The 19,445-nt window shown below is 62.3% G+C and carries 17 protein-coding genes; 11 read left to right on the top strand and 6 right to left on the bottom strand.

Features of this window, described 5'->3' with window-relative positions; all coding sequences use genetic code 11:
* Positions 1-2 precede the first annotated feature (2 nt).
* Positions 3-389 carry a DUF4345 domain-containing protein gene (locus SOP97_RS12835; RefSeq protein WP_090240132.1) on the bottom strand — a complete coding sequence of 129 codons (387 nt, stop codon included), beginning with the start codon at positions 387-389 and terminating at the stop codon, positions 3-5.
* A 126-nt stretch (positions 390-515) separates the two neighbouring features.
* Between SOP97_RS12835 and SOP97_RS12830 the strand changes: the two genes are divergently transcribed.
* Together SOP97_RS12830 and ypfJ are read left to right on the top strand one after the other, a co-directional pair.
* Entirely contained in the window at positions 516-950 is a 435-nt protein-coding gene (locus SOP97_RS12830; protein ID WP_274087282.1) for a DUF411 domain-containing protein, read from the top strand.
* Between the two features lie 65 nt (positions 951-1,015).
* Positions 1,016-1,885 carry a KPN_02809 family neutral zinc metallopeptidase gene (ypfJ, locus tag SOP97_RS12825; RefSeq protein WP_274087281.1) on the top strand — a complete coding sequence of 290 codons (870 nt, stop codon included), beginning with the start codon at positions 1,016-1,018 and terminating at the stop codon, positions 1,883-1,885.
* Positions 1,886-2,073: 188 nt separating this feature from the next.
* On the opposite strand, the gene SOP97_RS12820 is transcribed toward ypfJ, so the two are convergent.
* On the bottom strand, positions 2,074-2,961 hold the full coding sequence (locus SOP97_RS12820) for a PA4780 family RIO1-like protein kinase (RefSeq protein ID WP_274087280.1): 888 nt from the start codon (positions 2,959-2,961) through the stop codon (positions 2,074-2,076).
* 282 nt (positions 2,962-3,243) lie between these two features.
* Here SOP97_RS12820 and ada point away from each other — a divergent pair, with 282 nt between their 5' ends.
* The gene (ada, locus tag SOP97_RS12815) at positions 3,244-4,272 is read left to right on the top strand and encodes a bifunctional DNA-binding transcriptional regulator/O6-methylguanine-DNA methyltransferase Ada (RefSeq protein WP_322949378.1); all 1,029 of its coding nucleotides are present in this window, start codon (positions 3,244-3,246) and stop codon (positions 4,270-4,272) included.
* Between the two features lie 45 nt (positions 4,273-4,317).
* Here the strand turns inward: ada and speA are convergent, their stop codons facing one another.
* The 4 genes from speA to SOP97_RS12795 all read right to left on the bottom strand — a co-directional run bounded on the left by speA (position 4,318) and on the right by SOP97_RS12795 (position 8,696).
* A complete protein-coding gene (speA, locus tag SOP97_RS12810; RefSeq protein WP_322949377.1) occupies positions 4,318-6,228 on the bottom strand; it encodes an arginine decarboxylase in 1,911 nt (636 codons plus the stop codon).
* Between the two features lie 124 nt (positions 6,229-6,352).
* Positions 6,353-6,724, bottom strand: coding sequence for a translation initiation factor Sui1 (locus SOP97_RS12805; RefSeq protein ID WP_274087277.1), 372 nt, complete (start codon positions 6,722-6,724; stop codon positions 6,353-6,355).
* 358 nt (positions 6,725-7,082) lie between these two features.
* Positions 7,083-7,619 carry an NUDIX hydrolase gene (locus tag SOP97_RS12800; protein ID WP_274087276.1) on the bottom strand — a complete coding sequence of 179 codons (537 nt, stop codon included), beginning with the start codon at positions 7,617-7,619 and terminating at the stop codon, positions 7,083-7,085.
* A gap of 3 nt (positions 7,620-7,622) precedes the next feature.
* Positions 7,623-8,696 carry a DUF2333 family protein gene (locus SOP97_RS12795; RefSeq protein WP_274087275.1) on the bottom strand — a complete coding sequence of 358 codons (1,074 nt, stop codon included), beginning with the start codon at positions 8,694-8,696 and terminating at the stop codon, positions 7,623-7,625.
* 321 nt (positions 8,697-9,017) lie between these two features.
* On the opposite strand from SOP97_RS12795, the gene SOP97_RS12790 reads away from it, so the two are divergent.
* The 8 genes from SOP97_RS12790 (at position 9,018) to SOP97_RS12755 (ending at position 19,420) form a co-directional block, all read left to right on the top strand.
* A complete protein-coding gene (locus SOP97_RS12790; protein WP_322949376.1) occupies positions 9,018-10,637 on the top strand; it encodes a PleD family two-component system response regulator in 1,620 nt (539 codons plus the stop codon).
* Between the two features lie 161 nt (positions 10,638-10,798).
* Positions 10,799-12,763 (top strand): methyl-accepting chemotaxis protein, encoded by a 1,965-nt coding sequence (locus SOP97_RS12785; RefSeq protein ID WP_274087273.1) that lies wholly within the window; start codon positions 10,799-10,801, stop codon positions 12,761-12,763.
* Positions 12,764-12,878: 115 nt separating this feature from the next.
* On the top strand, positions 12,879-14,651 hold the full coding sequence (locus SOP97_RS12780) for a protein-disulfide reductase DsbD (protein ID WP_274087272.1): 1,773 nt from the start codon (positions 12,879-12,881) through the stop codon (positions 14,649-14,651).
* A 120-nt stretch (positions 14,652-14,771) separates the two neighbouring features.
* Entirely contained in the window at positions 14,772-15,221 is a 450-nt protein-coding gene (gene aroQ / locus SOP97_RS12775; RefSeq protein WP_322949375.1) for a type II 3-dehydroquinate dehydratase, read from the top strand.
* A gap of 22 nt (positions 15,222-15,243) precedes the next feature.
* Positions 15,244-15,702, top strand: coding sequence for an acetyl-CoA carboxylase biotin carboxyl carrier protein (gene accB, locus SOP97_RS12770; protein ID WP_274087270.1), 459 nt, complete (start codon positions 15,244-15,246; stop codon positions 15,700-15,702).
* A 17-nt stretch (positions 15,703-15,719) separates the two neighbouring features.
* A complete protein-coding gene (accC, locus tag SOP97_RS12765) occupies positions 15,720-17,069 on the top strand; it encodes an acetyl-CoA carboxylase biotin carboxylase subunit (protein ID WP_322949374.1) in 1,350 nt (449 codons plus the stop codon).
* 145 nt (positions 17,070-17,214) lie between these two features.
* Positions 17,215-18,093, top strand: a complete 879-nt coding sequence (gene prmA / locus SOP97_RS12760; protein ID WP_322949373.1) for a 50S ribosomal protein L11 methyltransferase — start codon at positions 17,215-17,217, stop codon at positions 18,091-18,093.
* A gap of 61 nt (positions 18,094-18,154) precedes the next feature.
* Positions 18,155-19,420 (top strand): DUF3426 domain-containing protein, encoded by a 1,266-nt coding sequence (locus SOP97_RS12755; protein WP_274087267.1) that lies wholly within the window; start codon positions 18,155-18,157, stop codon positions 19,418-19,420.
* Positions 19,421-19,445 lie beyond the last annotated feature (25 nt).

The raw sequence follows: 19,445 nt of genomic DNA, 5'->3' as shown, positions 1-19,445 counted from the left end.
CTTTACTGGCGCGGCAACCCACGCAGCGCCCAGAAGCAAAGCCCCACAGACACCACTTCCAGCAGCAGCGCGTAGAAGTTAAAGGTCTGCTGCGCGCCGCCATCCAGCCACAGGCCGCCGATGCGCGCCAACGCCAGCGAGCTGTAAAGCAGCACCAGCAGGGTCAAGGCGGCGCGGGTCAGGTCCAGGCGGCTGAGTGACAGCCCGATAAACGCCGCTAGGCCGATCTGCAAACCGCCGTAAAACGCGCGCATGTCGGTCGCCGCCGCGGGCGACATCAGCAGCATGCCGCTGAGATTGGCCATTTCATGGGGGTTGATGAAATAAGCCAGCCCCAAGCCAGCCAATGCCAGCAATTGAATCAGCAGAATTACGCGTGCAAATAGCATGAACAGCATCCTTAGCCCGGGGATCGGCTTTGCAGCATAAGCGCACTTCGGGCGTTTCGGAAATCCACTGTGGTTGCTGTGCAGATTGAGCGGTAAGCTTCCAGCATTGACTCTAGGAGCCCACTTATGCGCCCGCTTATTCTTCTCGCCGGCCTACTCAGCAGCCTGAGCGTTGTTGCCGAACCGCTGACCATCGACGTCCACCGCGACCCCAATTGCGGCTGCTGCAAAGCTTGGATCAGCCACCTGCAAGACAACGGCTTTACCGTCAACGACCATATTGAGAACGACATGAGCGCGGTAAAACAGCGCCTGGGCGTGCCACCTCGCCTCGCCTCCTGCCACACTGGGGTCATTGACGGCCAGTTTATCGAAGGCCATGTGCCGGCCGCCGACATCCTCAAATTGCGTAAACAACCCGACCTGCTCGGCGCCGCTGTACCGGGCATGCCGACCGGCTCGCCCGGCATGGAATACGGCAATGTGCGCGATGCTTATCAGGTGATCGGCCTGGACAAGCAAGGCGCAGAGCAGATTATCAGCGACTATCCGGCCAACTGAGCCACGGATAACGGGCCTACGGCGAGCCAGCACACACGCCCACCACTTATTACAGGACGACAACCATGCGCTGGAAACGTGGAAGACGCAGTGACAACGTGGTGGACGCACGCGGCAGCAGCTCACGAATGGGCGGCGGCAAAGGGCTGACCTTGGGCGGCGTGGCCATTGTGGTGGTCATTGGCCTGCTCAACGGCCAGGACCCGATGCAGATCCTCGGCCAGTTGGCCGGACAAGCCATGCAGGGCGGCTCGGTCAGTGCGCCACAAAGCTCCGCGCCGGCAAGCAATCACGAGCAGTCGGAATTTGTGCGCGCCGTGTTGGGCGACACCGAGGACACCTGGCGGGAAATTTTCCAGGGCGCCAATCGGCAGTACCGCGATCCCACGCTGGTGTTGTTTCGCGGCGGTGTCAACTCGGCCTGCGGCTTCGCTAACTCAGCGGTCGGGCCGTTCTATTGCCCGGGCGATCAGCGGGTGTATATCGACCTGGCGTTTTTCCGCGAGCTGGAACAACGCTTTGGCGCTGCCGGTGACTTTGCTCAGGCCTACGTGATCGCTCACGAAGTCGGCCACCACGTGCAAACCCTGCTCGGCGTCTCGGCCAAGGTCAACGCGGCGCGGCAACAGGGCGAGCGGGTGGAAGGTGCCAGCGGCCTACTGGTGCGCCAGGAGCTGCAGGCCGACTGCCTGGCAGGCGTATGGGCTTACCACGGCCAGCGCCGCAATGACTGGCTGGAACCAGGGGATATTGAAGAAGCGCTGAACGCCGCCAATGCCATCGGCGATGACCGCCTGCAGAAGCAGGCGCGTGGCCAAGTGGTGCCGGACTCCTTCACCCACGGCACCTCTGAGCAACGCGTACGCTGGTTTAAAACCGGCTTTGCCCAAGGCAATGTTGGCAGCTGCGATACCTTCAAGGCTGCGCGGCTATAGCCTTAGGTTCATGCTGCGGCCCCGCAGGGTGGATGTCGCTCCACCCATCCACCACCGCGCCTCCCGAGGGTGGATGAAAAAACGTCATCCACCCTACAGACTGAACGCTGCCGGTGATGGATAACTGAGATAAAAAATGCCGCTGACCTGATCAGGTAAGCGGCATTTTTCTCTGCAGCATTCTCAGCCTATTGCGCCCAAGGTGGCGGAGGTTCTTCGCCTTTGAGCGCGTCTTCGGCATTCAGCAACGCCTGGCGCCGCTCCTCATCGGCCAGTGCGGCCTTGATTTCGCGCATCACTGCGTCGATATCGGCTTCTTCTTCCGGGTCATCAAACTCACCAGTGAGCGGGGTTTCCGGAGTCAGTTCACCGGCCTCATACAGCGCCCACATCTCCTTGGCGTACTTGGTAAAGCGTAGCTCCGGGGCGAACTGACCGAAATAGGCGGACATATTGCCGACATCACGCTCAAGCATCTTGAACGCATGGTTATTGCCGGCCGCATCCACCGCCTGGGGCAGGTCGATAATCACCGGGCCACCTGGATCGAGCAGTACGTTGAATTCAGACAAGTCGCCATGCACCAGACCGGCGCAGAGCATTTTCACCACTTCCTGAATCATGAAAGCATGGAATTCGCGGGCATCGTCCGGGTGCAGATCAACATCGTTGAGGCGCGGCGCAGCATCGCCCTCGCCGTCATCGACCAGTTCCATCAGCAGCACGCCTTCGAGGAAGTCATACGGTTTGGGGACGCGCACGCCGGCATTGGCCAGGCGGAACAGCGCCGCCACTTCAGCATTCTGCCAGGCGTCTTCCTGGCCCTTGCGGCCGTACTTCGAGCCCTTGGCCATGGCCCGGGCATCACGGCTGTTACGCACCTTGCGGCCTTCCTGGTACTCGGCGGCCTGACGGAAGCTGCGTTTGTTGGCTTCTTTATAGACCTTGGCGACGCGCAGTTCTTCGCCACAGCGCACCACATAGACCGCAGCTTCTTTACCGCTCATCAGCGGGCGTATCACTTCATCGACCAGCCCGGCTTCAACCAGGGGCTCAATACGTTTTGGCGTCTTCATCAGCTTTAATCAGGGGTCCTGTGTTGCCCAAGTCGGCTCTGCCGCCCCTTATACGTCAATCCAAGCCAAGCGCCCACCCTCGTGAGCGCAGCTGAGGCTTAACGGATGCATAAATATGGCGTTAAGCCGCGCGGATCAATAGCCGTAGCCGGGCTACGCCGCCGGACGCGTAAGAAAAACCTGCGTACTGATCGTGCACTCAGCGCTGTTTGAAAGTCACAAGTGGATTGGCAGCTCAGCCGCCGCAGCCGACAATCCACAAGACCTCAGGGAGATTCGCTGATGCTCGACACCGAACACTGCTGGCACGCCATATGTAACCGCGACGCCGCTCAGGATGGCGCCTTTGTATTCGCCGTGCACAGCACGGGAATATATTGCCGGCCCAGTTGCCCGGCACGGCGGCCCAAGCGTGACAACGTCAGCTTTTATGCCGACCCGGGCAGCGCGGCAAAAGCCGGTTTCCGCCCGTGCAAACGCTGCTCACCGCAAGGGCAAAGCCCGGCGGAGCAACTCGACGCGCTGGTGATTGCCGCCTGCCAGCGACTGGCAGACAGCGAGCAACACCTGACACTTGCCCAACTGTCAGCACAGATCGGCCTGTCCGCCTCTCACCTAGCCCGCGCCTTCAAACTGCGCACCGGCATGACCCCGCACGCCTGGAGCGCCGCCTACCGCCAGCAGCAATTAGAGCAGCACTTGCCCCACGCACACAGCGTGCTGGATGCCGCCTTAACAGCTGGCTACACCAGCACCCGCGACTTGTATCAGCACGCTAGCGCCTTGAGCCCAGCTCAGCGCCGCAAACAAGCGGCCGGTGAACACCTGCGCTACACCATTGCGCCCTGCCCGCTTGGCCAGATACTCCTGGCCAGCAGCGCTGGCGGTGTTTGCGCCGTGCTGCTGGCTGACGAGCCGGCCACCTTGCAGGCAGAACTGCAACAACGCTTTGCCGCTGCGGTTATTCAGCGTGATGACCTGGGGCTGGGCGAGTGGCTGGGCCAGCTACTCGCACAGATCTGCGAGCCACAGCGCGCCGCCCACCTGCCGCTGGATATGCGTGGCACGGTATTTCAGCAGCAGGTGTGGCGCGCGTTGCAGCAAATCCCCACAGGGCAGACGCGCAGCTACGCCGAACTGGCTGCGCAACTCGACAGCCACCCGCGTGCCGTGGCGCGGGCCTGCGCCAGCAACCCGCTGGGGCTGCTCATCCCTTGCCACCGGGTGATTGCCAGCAACGGCAGCCTCGGCGGTTACCGCTGGGGCCTGGAACGCAAGGCCGCGCTGCTTAAGCGTGAAGCCGCGCCATAGCAAAAGGCCCCGCATTGCGGGGCCTGTGCATTCAGCAGGTGCGTATTACGACAGGTAGGACGAACGAGTCAGGCCGAGACGCAGTGCATCGAGGAACTGGGTGCGTTCGCGCGGGGTGATCTTGGCGCTGGCGACCTTGTCGCGGTAGTGAGTCATCAGCTCCTCCGGCGACAGGTGCACGTAGCGCAGCATGTCCTCGATGGTGTCGTGGGTCTCGATACCGGCGTGGTACACGCTGCCATCGGCGTTCTGGTAGATGTTCACCGAGTCGGTGTCGCCGAACAGGTTGTGCATGTCGCCGAGAATTTCCTGATAGGCACCGACTAGGAAGATCCCCAGTAGGTAGTCCTCTCCCTCGCGCACTTCGTGCACCGGTAGGCTGGTCTCGATGCTCTGCTCGTCGACGTACTGCCGGATTTTGCCGTCGGAGTCGCAGGTCAGATCCTGCAGCACCGCGCGGCGTAGCGGCTCTTCGTCGAGACGGTTGAGCGGCAGAATTGGCAGCACCTGGCCAATGGCCCAGGTGTCCGGCAGGCTCTGGAACACCGAGAAGTTGCAGATGTACTTGTCGGCCAGCTTGTCGTTCAGCTCATCCAGCACCTGACGGTGCGAACGCTGACGCGCCTTCAGCGAGTTATGCAGGCGACGGCAGACGGCAAAGTAGCACTGCTCAGCCAAGGCCTTTTCGGTCAGGCTGAGTTTGCCGTCGGCGTACTGGCTGGCCACATCGCTCATGTAGTGGGTGGCGCGCCAGTAGGTTTCGGTGACCATCTCGATATCGGTCGGACCGAGCAGCTCAACCAGATAGCGCACGGTTTCCGGCAGGCTGGTAACGTCCTCGATCTTGGGGATCTCGTCGTTGTGTTTTTCCACATCGGTGACCTGCACCACCAGCATGGCGTGGTGCGCGGTCAGCGAGCGGCCGCTCTCGGAGAAGATGTGCGGATGCGGCAGCTCTTGCGCGTCGCAGAACTCTTTAAGCATGCCGACCACCACACCGGCGTAGTCATCCATGTCGTAGTTGATCGAGCTGGCGTTGCGCGAGTGAGTGCCGTCGTAATCCACACCCAGGCCGCCGCCGACGTCGATATGGTCGACCGGCAGGCCGAGGCCACGCAGCTCGCCGTAATAGCGGATGGCTTCCTTGAAGCCGTGCTGGTAGTCGGACAGGTTGGCGATCTGCGAACCCATATGGAAGTGCAGCAAACGGATGCCCTGATCCAGACCCGCCGCGCGGAAGCGCTCAACCACCGACAGCAACTGCGCCGCCGACAGGCCAAACTTGGATTTCTCGCCGCCGGTGTCAGCCCACTTGCTCGATGCCAGCGACGACAGACGCACACGCAGACCGATCTGCGGCGCAACCTTGAGCTCGGCCGCCTCCTCGATCACCAGCTGCACTTCAGACTCTTTCTCGATCACGATAAATACGTTGTGACCGAGCTTCTGCCCCATCAACGCCAGCTTGATGAATTCACGGTCTTTGTAACCGTTGCAGACAATGGTGCCGCCCTTCGGGGCCAGCGCCAGCACGGCCATCAGCTCCGGCTTGGAGCCGGCTTCCAGGCCGATGGAAACGTTCTGCGTGGCGATGATGTTTTCCACCACCGCTTCCTGCTGGTTGACCTTGATCGGGTACAGCGCGGTGTAGGGGCTCTGGTACTCAAGGCGCGCGATATTGGCGTCGAAGGCGCCAGTCAGCTGGCGCACGCGGTCCTGCAGAATATCCGGGAAACGCACCAGCAACGGCAGCGACAGACCGCTGGAACGCAACTCATCGAGTTGCTCGTAGAGGTCGATCGGCGTGCTTTTCGGGCCGTTCGGGCGCACTTCGACACGACCCTTGTCATTGATCGCGAAGTAACCCGCGCCCCAATGGCGAATGCCATAAACGCTGCGGCTGTCCGCAACTGTCCATTGGCTGCCGTCATCTTTGCGTGTGCGTCGTGCAGACATTGAAGTCTCCCTTACTGGCGATAGTGGCCCGGGCATAACCAAGGCGCGTACAGATTAAACTCTGGAAATGACAATAGCCCGGCAATTGACAGTGCAACTGCCGAGCACCTTTAGAAAACCTGGATCAGCCGCCGGACTTCTTGGCCTTGAAGCCGCGCTTGAGCAGTTCGGCAATCAGCAGTTCGACGTGATCGCCCTGAATCTCGATCACCCCGTCCTTGAGCGAACCGCCGCAACCGCAACGCTTCTTCAGCGCCGCCACCAGCTCTTTCAGCGGCTCTTCGGCCAGCGGCACGCCGCTGATGCTGGTCACCGTTTTGCCGCCACGGCCTTTGGTTTCGCGGCGCACGCGGGCAATGCCATCACCGTCGGGAATCTGGGTTTGTTTGCAGGTGCAGGCGTCCACCGGCTGGCTGCAGTCAGGGCAATGCCGACCGCTATCAGTGGAATACACCAGGCCGCTAAGGGCGGCAAATGAGGAAGCTTTCTTGACCACCGGTTTGTCCTCGAAGGGGGCCGGATAGCGACTGGCCGACTGAATACCGGTTAAGGCGTCGACCGCGAAGCCCCACTCTGGCAGGGGCAGCGCACCTAGGCTTTACGGCCAAGGCTTGAAGGCGGCGCAGTGTAACGGCAAAAAACGCTGCTGCTAAGTGTAAAAATGCGCCATTACTCGGCGCATAAGCGACGCTGTGCAGGATGCCGAACAAAACGTCCACATATCCTGCACAAAGCCTTAAACGGCGCGGGATTACCCTGCCAGAGCTGGTCGTAGGATGGGTTGAGCGCAGCAATACCCCTCCTCGCGAAACGATGGGTTACGCCTACGGCTAACCTACGCGGCCCGACCCATCCTACGCAGTGGCTGCCAGATAACGCTGCAAGGCGGCCAGCGAATCGGGGCAATAGGGCAAATGCTGGGTCTCCGCCAAGGCCTGTTCGATGGTGATAAATCGCGCCTCCACGACTTCCTCAGGCTGCAACACCAGCGGCGCGTCGGAGACCGCCGAATAGGCCATGCACCACAGGCGACTTTCCGGCGAGTCGTAACGAAAATGCGCGTGCTCAACCAGCACCGCATCAACGATGCCCAGCTCTTCCGCCAGTTCGCGGGCGGCGGACTCGGCATAGCTTTCATTCACCAGCACCATGCCGCCGGCGGCCACATCCCAGTAGCCCGGATACAGCGCCTTACTCAGGGTACGCCGGTGCACGCAGAGCAGGCCGGCACTGTTGAAGAGCAGGATATAGGTGCCCCGGCCGCGCAAATGGCGCTGACGCAGTTCGCTGCGCAGCACGCCACCCAGCAACTGGTCATCCTCGTCGACCCAGGCGATGCGCTCGCGATCCGAGGCAGCGCGGTGCGCCGCCTCAGCGTCAGACCAGGCCACCGATCAGCCCTGCGACAGCAGTTGGCGTAGATCGATCAGGCCGGCATTGGCCCGCGAAATATAGTTGGCCATCACCAGCGAGTGGTTAGCCAGCAAACCATAACCGCTGCCATTGAGGATCATCGGGCTCCACAGGGGTTCCTGCGCGGCCTCCAGCTCACGGATGATCTGACGCACACTGACGGTGGCGTTCTTCTTCGCCAGCACATCGGCGAAATCCACTTCGATGGCGCGCAGCAGGTGCGCCAGCGCCCAGGCCTGACCACGGGCTTCGTAGAACACGTTGTCGATCTGCAACCACGGTGTTTCGTAGTTCACGCCTTCGACAAAGTCGGCCTGAGCCACGCTTTCGGCCAGCGCCGGATCAACCACCGCGGTATTCAGACGTACCTGACCCACGCTGGCCGACAGACGCTGCGACAGCGAACCCAAACGGGTCGCGGCATCGCCCAGCCAGTTGTTGAGGTTATCGGCGCGGGTATAGAACTGCGCATTGGACTGACTGGGATCGGCAAGGCGAGCCAGATAGCGATCAAGCGACTTGATGCCTTCGGCATACTCGGCCTCGGAGGCCGGCAGCGCCCAGCTCTTGTTGTCGAAGTGAAAGCGCGGCTCGGCCTTGGCCAAATCCGGGTCTTCGGTGGATTGCGATTGCGAACGGGTGAAGTCCTTGCGCAGCGCGCGGGACATATCACGCACCTGCACCAGCACGCCAAACTCCCAGCTCGGCATGTTGTCGAGCCACAGGCCCGGCGGCGCGAGGTCGTTGGACAGATAGCCGCCCGGCTTGTCGAGCAACGTATTGGCCACCTGCTTGAGGGTTTCGGCAGTGGTGTAACCATTCACCAGCTTATGCCCGCGCGCCTGGGAAGCCGCCTCGGCGCGTTGCTGCACAGAAAACTGCGCAGGCTCCTGACTCCAGTACCAGCCGACGACCAGCGCCAACAGCAGGAAAAGCCCGATCAATCCACCCACGGTGCGTACAACCCAGTTAGCGGAGGACTTGTTGGGGGTACTGTCAGCTGAGCCGGTGGCGCCAGCAGACGCAGCGGCAGTTCGATTCTTCCAATCCAGCATGGCGTTGTCCTTTTTTACTCAAGTAGCGAGGCCACAGCGGAGCGTGCTGCGCTGTGGCAGCGCCGCCCGCAGGCTCTCGTTCGACCACAATCCCCTCGCAGGGTTGCGCGACTGGCTTTAACTATAAGTGAAGCGCGGCGTGCTGCGCAGCGAAGATCGGCAAACTTAGCGCGTCTGAGTCAATCTGCCACCTGTGACGGGGTCGACAGAAGGCCGACGCCAATAGATCGACGGCGCGAACAAAACCGTTCGCCAGTGGTACGATTGCTAGCAATAAGCCATCACTTCCCCTGCATAAGCCGACCCAATCGAACCCGCGCCATGATCGAGCACGAAGACCCCTGCAGCGACCGCCTCAAGCAGCACTTCGCCCAGCGCGTCATCAATCAGGCACGCCAAGTACTGGAAGTCTGGCAGCGCCTGCAACGCAGTGAATGGAACGACACTGGCATGGCCGAGTTACGCGAAGCCACGCAGCTGCTGCAACGCTACGCCGAACGCTTCGACCAGGCCGAGCACCGCCAGCTGGCCGAGGAGATCAATAACAGCCTGCAACAGGTCGCCGACAATCGCGGTCGCCTCAACAGCCAACTGATCAGCCAACTCAACCTGCTGCTGCAGCGCCTGTCGCGCACCGGCCTGCGCCACGGCGACCGTTTCGAGCAAACCGTGCTACCGCCGCTGCGCAAACCGGTGTACCTGGCGCTGCAACATATCGAGCGTGCCGAGCAACTGGTCCAGCGCTTAGAGTTCTTCGGCATGACGGCCATTGCCCTGGACACTGCCAACGCGTTTCGCAACGCCATCCTGGAACGCCACCCCGCCGCGATCCTGATGGAAGTCGATTTCTCCGGCCCCGGCTGCGGCCTACAGCTTGCACAGAGCGTGCAGGAAGGCCTCAAACACAAGATCCCGCTGCTGTTCTTCAGCGCTGAAGACACCGACACCCTGACCCGCCTGAAGGCTGTACGCGCCGGTGGCCAGGAGTTCTTCACCGGCAGCCTGGACGCCTCGAACCTGTTCGAACGCATCGAGGTGCTGACGCATGTCTCGCAGTACGAACCCTACAAGGTGCTGATCATCGACGACTCGCGGGCGCAGGTCACACACACCGAGCGCGTGCTCAACAGTGCCGGCATCGTCACCCGCACCCTGGTCGAACCGATTCAGGCGATGAGCCAGCTGGCCGACTTCCAGCCCGACCTGATCATCCTCGACATGTACATGCCCGAGTGCAGCGGCCCGGAACTGGCCCAGGTGATTCGCCACAACGACCGTTATGTCAGCGTGCCGATCATCTACCTGTCCGCCGAAGATGACCTGGACAAGCAGCTCGATGCCATGAGTGAAGGCGGCGATGACTTCCTCACCAAACCGATCAAGCCGCGCCACCTGATCGCCACCGTACGCAACCGCGCCGCCCGTGCGCGCAGCCTCAAGGCGCGCATGGTACGCGACAGCCTGACCGGCCTGTACAACCACACCCATACCCTGCAACTGCTCGAAGACGCGCGCTTTCGTGCCGAACGCGACGGCCAGCCTCTGAGCTTCGCGATGATCGATATCGACTTCTTCAAGAAGGTCAACGACACCTATGGCCACCCCATGGGCGATCGGGTGATCAAGAGCCTGGCGCTGTTTCTCAAGCAACGCCTGCGCAAGACCGACCATATTGGTCGCTACGGCGGTGAAGAGTTCGCCGTGGTCATGCCCAATACCGACGCCGAGTCAGCCAAGCGCGTGCTGGATGACATCCGCCAGCGCTTTGCGGAAATCCAATACTCGGCGCAGCCGCATGACCTGTCCTGCACCTTTAGCGGCGGCATCGCCCAGCTGAGCCCGAACCTGGATGGCAAACTGCTCTCGCAGCAGGCCGACCAGGCGCTGTATGTGGCCAAGCACAGCGGGCGTAACCAGGTCGCGATCTATCAGGGCGACTGAACCGCAGACAAGTGGTTATAGGCGTCAGCGCGCGATAGAAAACTGTGACGCGGCTCGCACCGTCATATTACGGTCATGAAAGAGCAATAAATTCTGAGGCTTAGTGGCTGCCTGACGCCAATCGTCGGTAGCCCGCACCGTTCTTCAGCCGGTCGAGCCCTATGCGCCTTAAATTCCTGACTAATTTCAATACCCTGCTACTGGTCACCGTGTGCGCCGCCTTGGCTGCCACGCTCTGGTGGTCGCAGCGCGCCCTCGAACGCCCGTATCTGCTGATGACGCAATACCTCAGCCTGTCGCAACAATTCCAGAACGATGCAGCACTGAATATCAACGCCTACCTGAAAACGGGCGACGCCCTGCGCCACAGCGCGGCGCTGCAGGCGCTGGCGACACTGGAGCAATCGATTGCCGAGCTGCCCGAACAGTTGGCCAACGACGCTCTTCCGAGCATCAACGCTCTCACAGCTTTCAGCGCCCACGAACTGCTGGCCGCCGGCAAGCTCTCCGCAGACCCACAAGGCCTGCTCGTACAGGCCGAGCGTGAAATAGAGGCGAGCCTCGAACAACTGGCGGACTATGCCGACAGTGCAGATACAGGCGATGCTGCGAGCTATCGCCGGCCGCTGTTCAACGCGGCTCGCCACCTCACACGCCTAGCCCATGCCCGCGACAAACTGGTGCGCAGCGGCCGCAGCGAGCTGGCGAGTGAAGTCGAGCGCGAGCTGGCGGCACTGAGCAAACAAACGCAGCGGCTCAGCGACCTGCCGTTACTCGGCGTGGCCGACGCTAACCAAGCGCCCAGTAACGCCTTTGCCAATTTACTAGGACTGGACGCCGGCGCTGACAGCAGCCAGGCCGAAGACCGCGGCATCGCCCTCAAGCGCGACCTGCTGTCGCTGCTCAAACGCTACCCCGCCGAACTGCAGCGCACCCGGGAGCTGATCGAGGCACGCGCGGCCCTTGCCAGCAGCACCCGCGTGCAGGTCGATCAGGTACAACAGGCGCTCGCCGCGCTGGAGCCTCAAGTGCGCGCCGAGCATGGGCGTATCCAGGGCGAAGTGCAGTTGATACTGGGCCTGATGATCGGCCTGATCCTGCTGATTGCCTTGATTATCGACACCCTGCAGCGCCGCCTCACCCGCGTCCTTTCTCGCCTGGCACCAGCCTTGTCGACCTGGGCCCAGGGTGACTTCGCGACCGACATTCATCTCGACTCACGCACGCAGGAGTTGCGCGATATCGAAGAATCGCTCAACCGCTTGCGGGTTTATCTGGTTGACCTGGTGGGCACCATTCGCCAAAACGCCGAGCAGGTGGTCAGTTCCAGTCACACCCTGGCACACCTCAATGGCGGCCTGCATGAGGGCGCTGAGCGCCAGGCCGGGGATACCGCACAGATTCGCGATGCATTGGGCGAATTGCAGGCCACCATTCAGCAGGTAGCGGGCGACGCCAGCCAGGCCGCCGACGCCAGCCGCGATGCCAACAGCGCCCTGGAGCAGGGCCAGCAGGTGATTGGCCAGAGCCTTACCGGCCTGCATTCGCTGGTCGACGAAGTACAGGGTAACGCCCAGGCCATCGAACGCCTGGCCGAAGAAACCGCCACCATCGGTAATGTGCTGACGGTCATTCGCGGCATCGCCGAACAGACCAACCTGCTGGCCCTGAACGCGGCCATCGAAGCGGCGCGCGCCGGAGAGCTGGGCCGCGGCTTTGCAGTGGTGGCCGACGAGGTGCGCTCGCTGTCGCAACGCACCAGCGGCGCGACCGCCGAGATTCAGGAGCTGATCGGCCGCCTGCAACAGGCGGCCCGGCAGTCGGTGCAAGCCATGCGCACCCAGGTCGAACACGCCGAAGCCACAGCCAGCCAAGCCGAAGCGGCTGACGGTGCGCTGGATGAAATCGTTGCCGCGATCCGCACCATCGCCAGCATGGCCGAGCGCATCGCCGATGCCACGGCGCAGCAGGGTGAAGCCGTCAGCGACATTCGCGGACACAGCGAGCGCATCCACACGCTGGGCGGCGACAACCTGCAGCGTATCGGCGAGGGGCGCAATCAGGGCGAACACCTGTTGCAACTCGGCGGGCAACTGCACACCGCGGTGCAGGCGTTTCGGGTGTAACGCGGCAATCTGTCGCGGCCATTTAGCCGGCAGACAACAGCGCTTACAGCCTTGACCGTGCCCTGAGTCACCCGCCTCCGTTATGATGCGGCGACTCCCGTATCACGAGCCTGCCATGCACCGTTTACTCTGCCTGCTTCTGCTTTTGGTCGCACTGCCTGCCAGCGCCGGCCTGTTCGATAAGCCACCCGCGCCCGCACAACTGGGCACGCCGCTAAACAACAGCGCCGACTTCCTGCCGGTCAGCGAGGCGTTCAAGCTGAGCCTGATCGACAGCTCCAGCACCTCGGTCAAATTGCGCTTTGTCGCTGCAGAAGGTTATTACCTGTATCGGCACCGCTTCAGCTTCAGCAGCGAACCGGCTGATATCAGCCTAGGCCAGGCGATTCTGCCGCCAGGCAAAGCCAAGCATGATGAGTTCTTCGGCGATGTGGAGGTGTACTACGAGGTGCTGGATGTCGAGGTGCCGGTCAGTAACCCGGACAATCGCCCCTTCAACCTCAATGTCAGCTACCAGGGCTGCGCCGACAAAGGCCTGTGCTATCCACCGGAAACCAACGTGCTGGCCATTGGTGGCGGCGCAGCGGCCAACAGTGCCGCACCTGATGCGGCAACGCCGTGGCGCTGGAGCGATCTGGCACTGTTCTTCCTTGGAGGCCTGGCGCTGACCTTCACCCCCTGCGTGCTGCCGATGCTGCCGATTCTCACCGGCGTGGTATTACGCGGCCAGCCGGGCGGGCTGCGCAGCCTGGTGCTGTCGCTGGCCTATGTGCTGCCGATGGCCCTGAGCTTTGCCATCCTCGGCGCATTGATGGGTCTGTTCGGCGCGGAGCTCAATCTGCAAGCGCGCCTGCAGTCGCCCTGGGTACTGGTGCCCTTTGCGATTTTCTTCGCCCTGTTCGGCGCGGCCAGCCTGGGCTTCCTCGAACTGCGCCTACCGGCTGCCATCGATGGCCCGCTGCAGCGCCTGAGCCAGCGCCTGCAGGGCGGCACGGTAGTCAGCGCAGCCGCGTTGGGCGTGCTCTCCAGCGTGTTGGTGTCACCGTGCGTCTCCGCACCATTAGCCGGCGCGCTGTTGTATATCAGCGCCAGCGGCGACGCCCTCGGTGGCGGCCTCAAACTGCTGGCTCTGGGCCTGGGCATGGGTGCGCCACTGGTGCTGTTCGCCGTCGGCGGCGGCGCCTTACTGCCAAAGTCCGGCACCTGGATGATTACCGTACGCAACCTGTTCGGCGCACTGCTGATGGCCGTGGCCATCTGGCTGCTTGAGCGCGTGGTGCCTGGCCCGGTCAGCCTCGCCTTGTGGGGCCTGCTGGCCGCAGGTATCGCACTCTGGCTCGGCGCACTGGAACTGACGCCGAAAACCCATCACCAAAAACTCGCGCAACTGCTTGGCCTCCCCCTGCTGGTGTATGCCTTGGTTGCCTGGGTCGGTGCATTACAGGGCCAGGATGACCCGCTGCGACCACTCGGGCGCGCGCTGATGAGCAGCGCCGAAGCAACCCAGCAGGTGCAATCAGGCCAGTGGCAAACCGTTACGACTCCGGCCCAGCTGGATGCAGCATTACTGTCCGCCCAGAGCAGCGGCCAACCGCTGCTGCTCGACTGGTACGCCGACTGGTGCATCAGCTGCAAAGTGATTGAGCGCGAGGTGCTCGCCGCCCCCGAGGTCGGCCGCCAGCTGGGTGACTACACGTTAGTGCGCTTCGACATCACCGAAAGCAACCCGGCGCAGCGCGCGCTGCTTGACCGCTACCAGCTGTTCGGGCCGCCGGCGATCCTGTTATTCGACGGCAAGGGTGACGAATGGCGCGACCTGCGAGTCGTAGGTGAGGTGGATGCCGCAACCTTCGCCGCCCGTTTGAGTGCAGCACGCGAACGTTTCTAGCACCCGCAGTCATATATTTGCCGCAATCTGCAGCCATCGTGCTGACTATTGCAGAGAACTAGACAGCCCGACGCTGTCGCGGCATAGTCCAGCGCAGTAGAAAAACAAGGAAGCACCGCCATGGCGACCCTACTGGTATTGCACGGCCCTAACCTCAACCTGCTCGGCACCCGCGAGCCTGGGGTTTATGGCGCCGTCACCCTGGAGCAGATCAACCTCGACCTGGAGCGCCGCGCCCGCGAGGCCGGCCACCATTTGCTCTACCTGCAGAGCAATGCCGAATATGAGTTGATCGAGCGCATTCACGCCGCTCAAGGCGAAGGGGTCGACTTTATTCTGATCAATCCTGCCGCTTTTACGCACACCAGCGTCGCATTACGTGACGCGTTGCTGGCGGTGAGCATCCCATTCATCGAAGTGCATCTGTCCAACGTGCACAAACGCGAAGCTTTCCGCCATCACTCCTACTTTTCCGATGTTGCTGTAGGGGTGATCTGCGGCCTTGGCGCCAGCGGTTATAAGCTGGCCCTGGAGGCTGCACTCGAACAACTTGAACTTAAGCGCCCCTGACCTCACCGGGAGTTGAACCACTATGGATATTCGTAAAGTCAAAAAACTGATCGAGCTGCTGGAAGAGTCCGGCATCGACGAGCTGGAGATTCGCGAAGGCGAAGAGTCCGTGCGCATCAGCCGCCACAGCAAGCAGCCGGCCTTTATGCAACAGCCGATGTACGCTCCGGCGCCAGCCCCAGCAGCCGCACCGGTTGCCGCAGCACCCGCCGCCGAAGCCGCCGCCCCGGCAGCTGCCAAGCTGAACGGCACCGTCGTGCGTTCGCCAATGGTCGGCACCTTCTACCGCGCCTCCGGCCCAACCTCGGCGAATTTCGTCGAAGTCGGTTCGAGCGTGAAGAAAGGCGACATCCTCTGCATCGTTGAAGCGATGAAGATGATGAACCACATCGAAGCTGAAACCAGCGGCGTGATCGAATCCATCCTGGGCGAGAACGGTCAGCCGGTGGAATACGACCAGCCTCTGTTCACCATCGTTTGAACCGAGGAGAGCCAGCGATGTTGGAAAAAGTTCTGATCGCCAACCGCGGCGAGATTGCCTTGCGCATCCTGCGCGCCTGTAAAGAACTAGGCATCAAGACCGTCGCGGTGCACTCCACCGCCGACCGCGAGTTGATGCACCTGGGCCTGGCCGACGAGTCGGTATGCATCGGCCCAGCTTCCGGGGCGCTGTCGTACTTGCAGATTCCGGCGATCATCGCCGCTGCCGAGGTCACTGGCGCAACAGCCATTCACCCCGGCTACGGCTTCCTTGCGGAAAACGCCGACTTCGCCGAGCAGGTGGAAAACTCTGGCTTCGCCTTTGTCGGCCCAACCGCTGAGACCATCCGCCTGATGGGCGACAAGGTGTCCGCCAAGCACGCCATGATCAAGGCCGGCGTCCCCGTGGTACCCGGCTCCGACGGCCCGCTGCCGGAAGACGAAGAAACCGCCCTGCAGATTGCCCGCGAAGTGGGTTACCCGGTGATCATCAAAGCCGCTGGCGGCGGCGGTGGTCGCGGCATGCGCGTGGTGTACAAGGAAGAAGACCTGATCAAGTCGGCCAAGCTGACCCGCAGCGAAGCGGGCTCAGTGTTCGGCAACCCGATGGTCTATCTGGAAAAATTCCTCGGCAACCCGCGCCACGTCGAAGTCCAAGTCCTCTCCGACGGCCAAGGCAACGCCATCCACCTGGGTGACCGCGACTGCTCGCTGCAGCGCCGCCACCAGAAGGTATTGGAAGAAGCACCGGCACCGGGCATTGATGAAAAAGCCCGCGCCGAAGTGCTGCAACGCTGCGTCGATGCCTGCATCGAGATCGGCTATCGCGGCGCTGGCACCTTCGAGTTTCTCTACGAAGACGGTCGCTTCTACTTTATCGAGATGAACACCCGCGTACAGGTTGAGCATCCGGTATCGGAAATGGTCACCGGCATCGACATCGTCAAGGAGATGCTCAGCATCGCCGCTGGCAACAAGCTGTCGTTTACCCAGGACGACGTGGTGATTCGCGGCCACTCGCTGGAATGCCGAATCAACGCCGAAGACCCGGATAACTTCATGCCCTGCCCCGGCAAGGTCAAGCACTTCCATGCCCCTGGTGGCAATGGCGTGCGGGTTGATTCGCACCTGTACAGCGGCTACACCGTACCGCCGCATTACGACTCGCTGATCGGCAAGGTCATCACCTACGGCGCCACCCGCGACGAGGCCCTGGCCCGTATGCGCAATGCCCTGGACGAGATCGTAGTTGACGGCATCAAGACCAACGTCCCGCTGCACCGTGACCTGGTCCGCGACAAAGGCTTCTGCAAAGGCGGCGTGAATATCCACTACCTGGAAAAGAAATTAGGTATGGATAAGCACTAAGCTTTGGCATAGCGCACAGACAAGGGCTGCCATTCGGCGGCCCTTGTCGTTTCTGCCGACCGCAAGCGGTGGCAGCCGCACCACCGCTTCAAGTAAGCTGCGCGCCAATTTGCGCCATCCCGCCACAACGCTCACGAGGTTTCCCATGCCCTGGTTACAAGTCCGTCTCGCCATCACTCCTGAGCAGGCGGAAACCTACGAAGATGCCCTTCTGGAAGTCGGCGCCGTATCGGTGACCTTTATGGACGCTGAAGACCAGCCAATTTTCGAGCCGGACTTGGGCACCACGCCGCTGTGGTCGCATACCCACCTGCTCGCCCTGTTCGAAGCCGATACCGACGCCAATGCAGTCTTTGCCCACCTGCAGCTGCTGACCGGTGCCGACCTGCCGGAACACCAGGCCGAAGTGATTGCCGACCAGGACTGGGAACGCAGCTGGATGGACGGCTTCCAGCCGATGCGCTTCGGCCAACGCCTATGGATCGTGCCGAGCTGGCATGCCGCACCAGAGCCGGACGCCGTCAACCTGCTGCTCGATCCAGGCCTGGCCTTCGGCACCGGCACCCACCCCACCACCGCGCTGTGCCTGGAATGGCTGGATGGGCAAGACCTGCATGATTGCAGCGTGATCGACTTCGGCTGCGGCTCGGGCATCCTCGCCATTGCCGCCTTGCTGCTTGGCGCACCGCAAGCCGTCGGCACCGACATTGACATCCAGGCCATCGAAGCCTCGCGCGATAACGCCGGACGCAACAACATCGACCCGGCGCGTTTCCCGCTCTACCTGCCTGAAGACATGCCGCAGGCGCCCGCGGACGTGGTGGTCGCCAATATCCTCGCCGGCCCGCTGGTGGCACTGGCGCCGCAGATCTCCCGCCTGGTTAAAGCCGGCGGCCGCCTAGCGCTGTCAGGCATCCTCGCCGAACAGGCCGAAGAAGTGCGCGCCGCCTATGCCGACGCCTTTGACCTCGACCCAACAGCCGACAAAGATGGCTGGGTACGCATCAGCGGCGTGCGCCGTTAGGCTGCGCTGCATTGCCGAGCGCTTGCGTTAGACTAACCGCCTTGTTTATTCGGATTGCCGCATGACCCAGAGCTTCGTCACCCAGTGCCCCCATTGCCGCACCAGCTTTCGCGTGAACCTCACGCAGCTGGGCGCAGCCCATGGTGCCGTGCGCTGCGGAGCCTGCCTGCATGTGTTCAACGCCGCGCAACAGCTGCGCGAACAAGGCCAGCAGCTACCCACCAGCGCGCCAGCGCAGGCGCCCGACATAAAACCGCAGCCCCTGCCCGCAACGCCCGCACCACAGGCGGTCGAGCCCAGCGCAGCAGCCCCCGAGCCAGCCAGCAACACCGCCAGCGACACCTTGTGGATTCACGACGACCTGGACCTCGACAGCCTCGACCTGGATGAAGAGCTGGCCAAGCTCGAAGCCCAGGAACAGCAGATGTCCAAGCAGTTTCTGGCGATTGATAGCGCCCCAAAATACGCCGAAACCTTTCTGGCACCCGAGCCCGTTGAGCACGACCCGCACGACGAGCGCTGGGCCGAAGCCCTGCTGCATGACGAGCTGCGCACGCCAGCCGCCAGTCAGCCGCCGACGTCGCACGAGCCGCTCAGCACGATTGAGGACGAACCTGCGTTCAATACCAACGCCAGCGAACGCCATCTAGAACCCGAAATCGAACACATTGAACTGCACGCCCAGCGCGACAGCTTTTCCGCGCACGCAGACAGCCCCGCCGATGAAGAGCCGGACTTGACCGCGCCGAAAAAAACCGAGCGCAACGAGCCGCAATTGCGTGACGAGCACCTGTTCGAGCTGGATGACGAACCATTACAACTGGACTGGCAGCCGCCGAAGAAGCCCTGGGGCCGCTGGATTGGCTGGACCGTGCTGAACCTGCTTGGCGCCAGCGCCTTGGCTGGCCAATACGTGATCTATCACTTCGACGAACTGGCGCGCCAGGATCAGTACCGCCCATGGTTTGAACAGTTGTGCCCGGCGGTCGGCTGCCAGCTGCCATCCAAAGTCGACATCAGCCAAATCAAAAGCAGCAACCTGGTGGTGCGCAGCCACCCCGAGTTCAGCGGCGCACTGGTAGTCGACGCCATCCTTTACAACCGCGCACCCTTCTCGCAGCCCTTCCCGCTGCTGGAAATACGCTTTGCCGACATCAATGGCCAGCTGCTCGCCAGCCGCCGCTTCAAACCCAGCGAATACCTCGCCGGTGAACTGGCCGGCAACGTCGAAATGCCACCGCAGACGCCGATTCACATCTCCCTGGACATCCTCGACCCAGGCACCCAGGCGGTGAATTACAGCCTGAGCTTCCACTCGCCGGAATAGCCAAGATAGCGAGGTTTGGTTGCGC

Origin of the sequence: Pseudomonas spirodelae (assembly GCF_034653255.1) — a bacterium.
Taxonomy (GTDB): domain Bacteria; phylum Pseudomonadota; class Gammaproteobacteria; order Pseudomonadales; family Pseudomonadaceae; genus Aquipseudomonas; species Aquipseudomonas spirodelae.
This window is presented reverse-complemented; position numbering and strand designations above follow the sequence as displayed.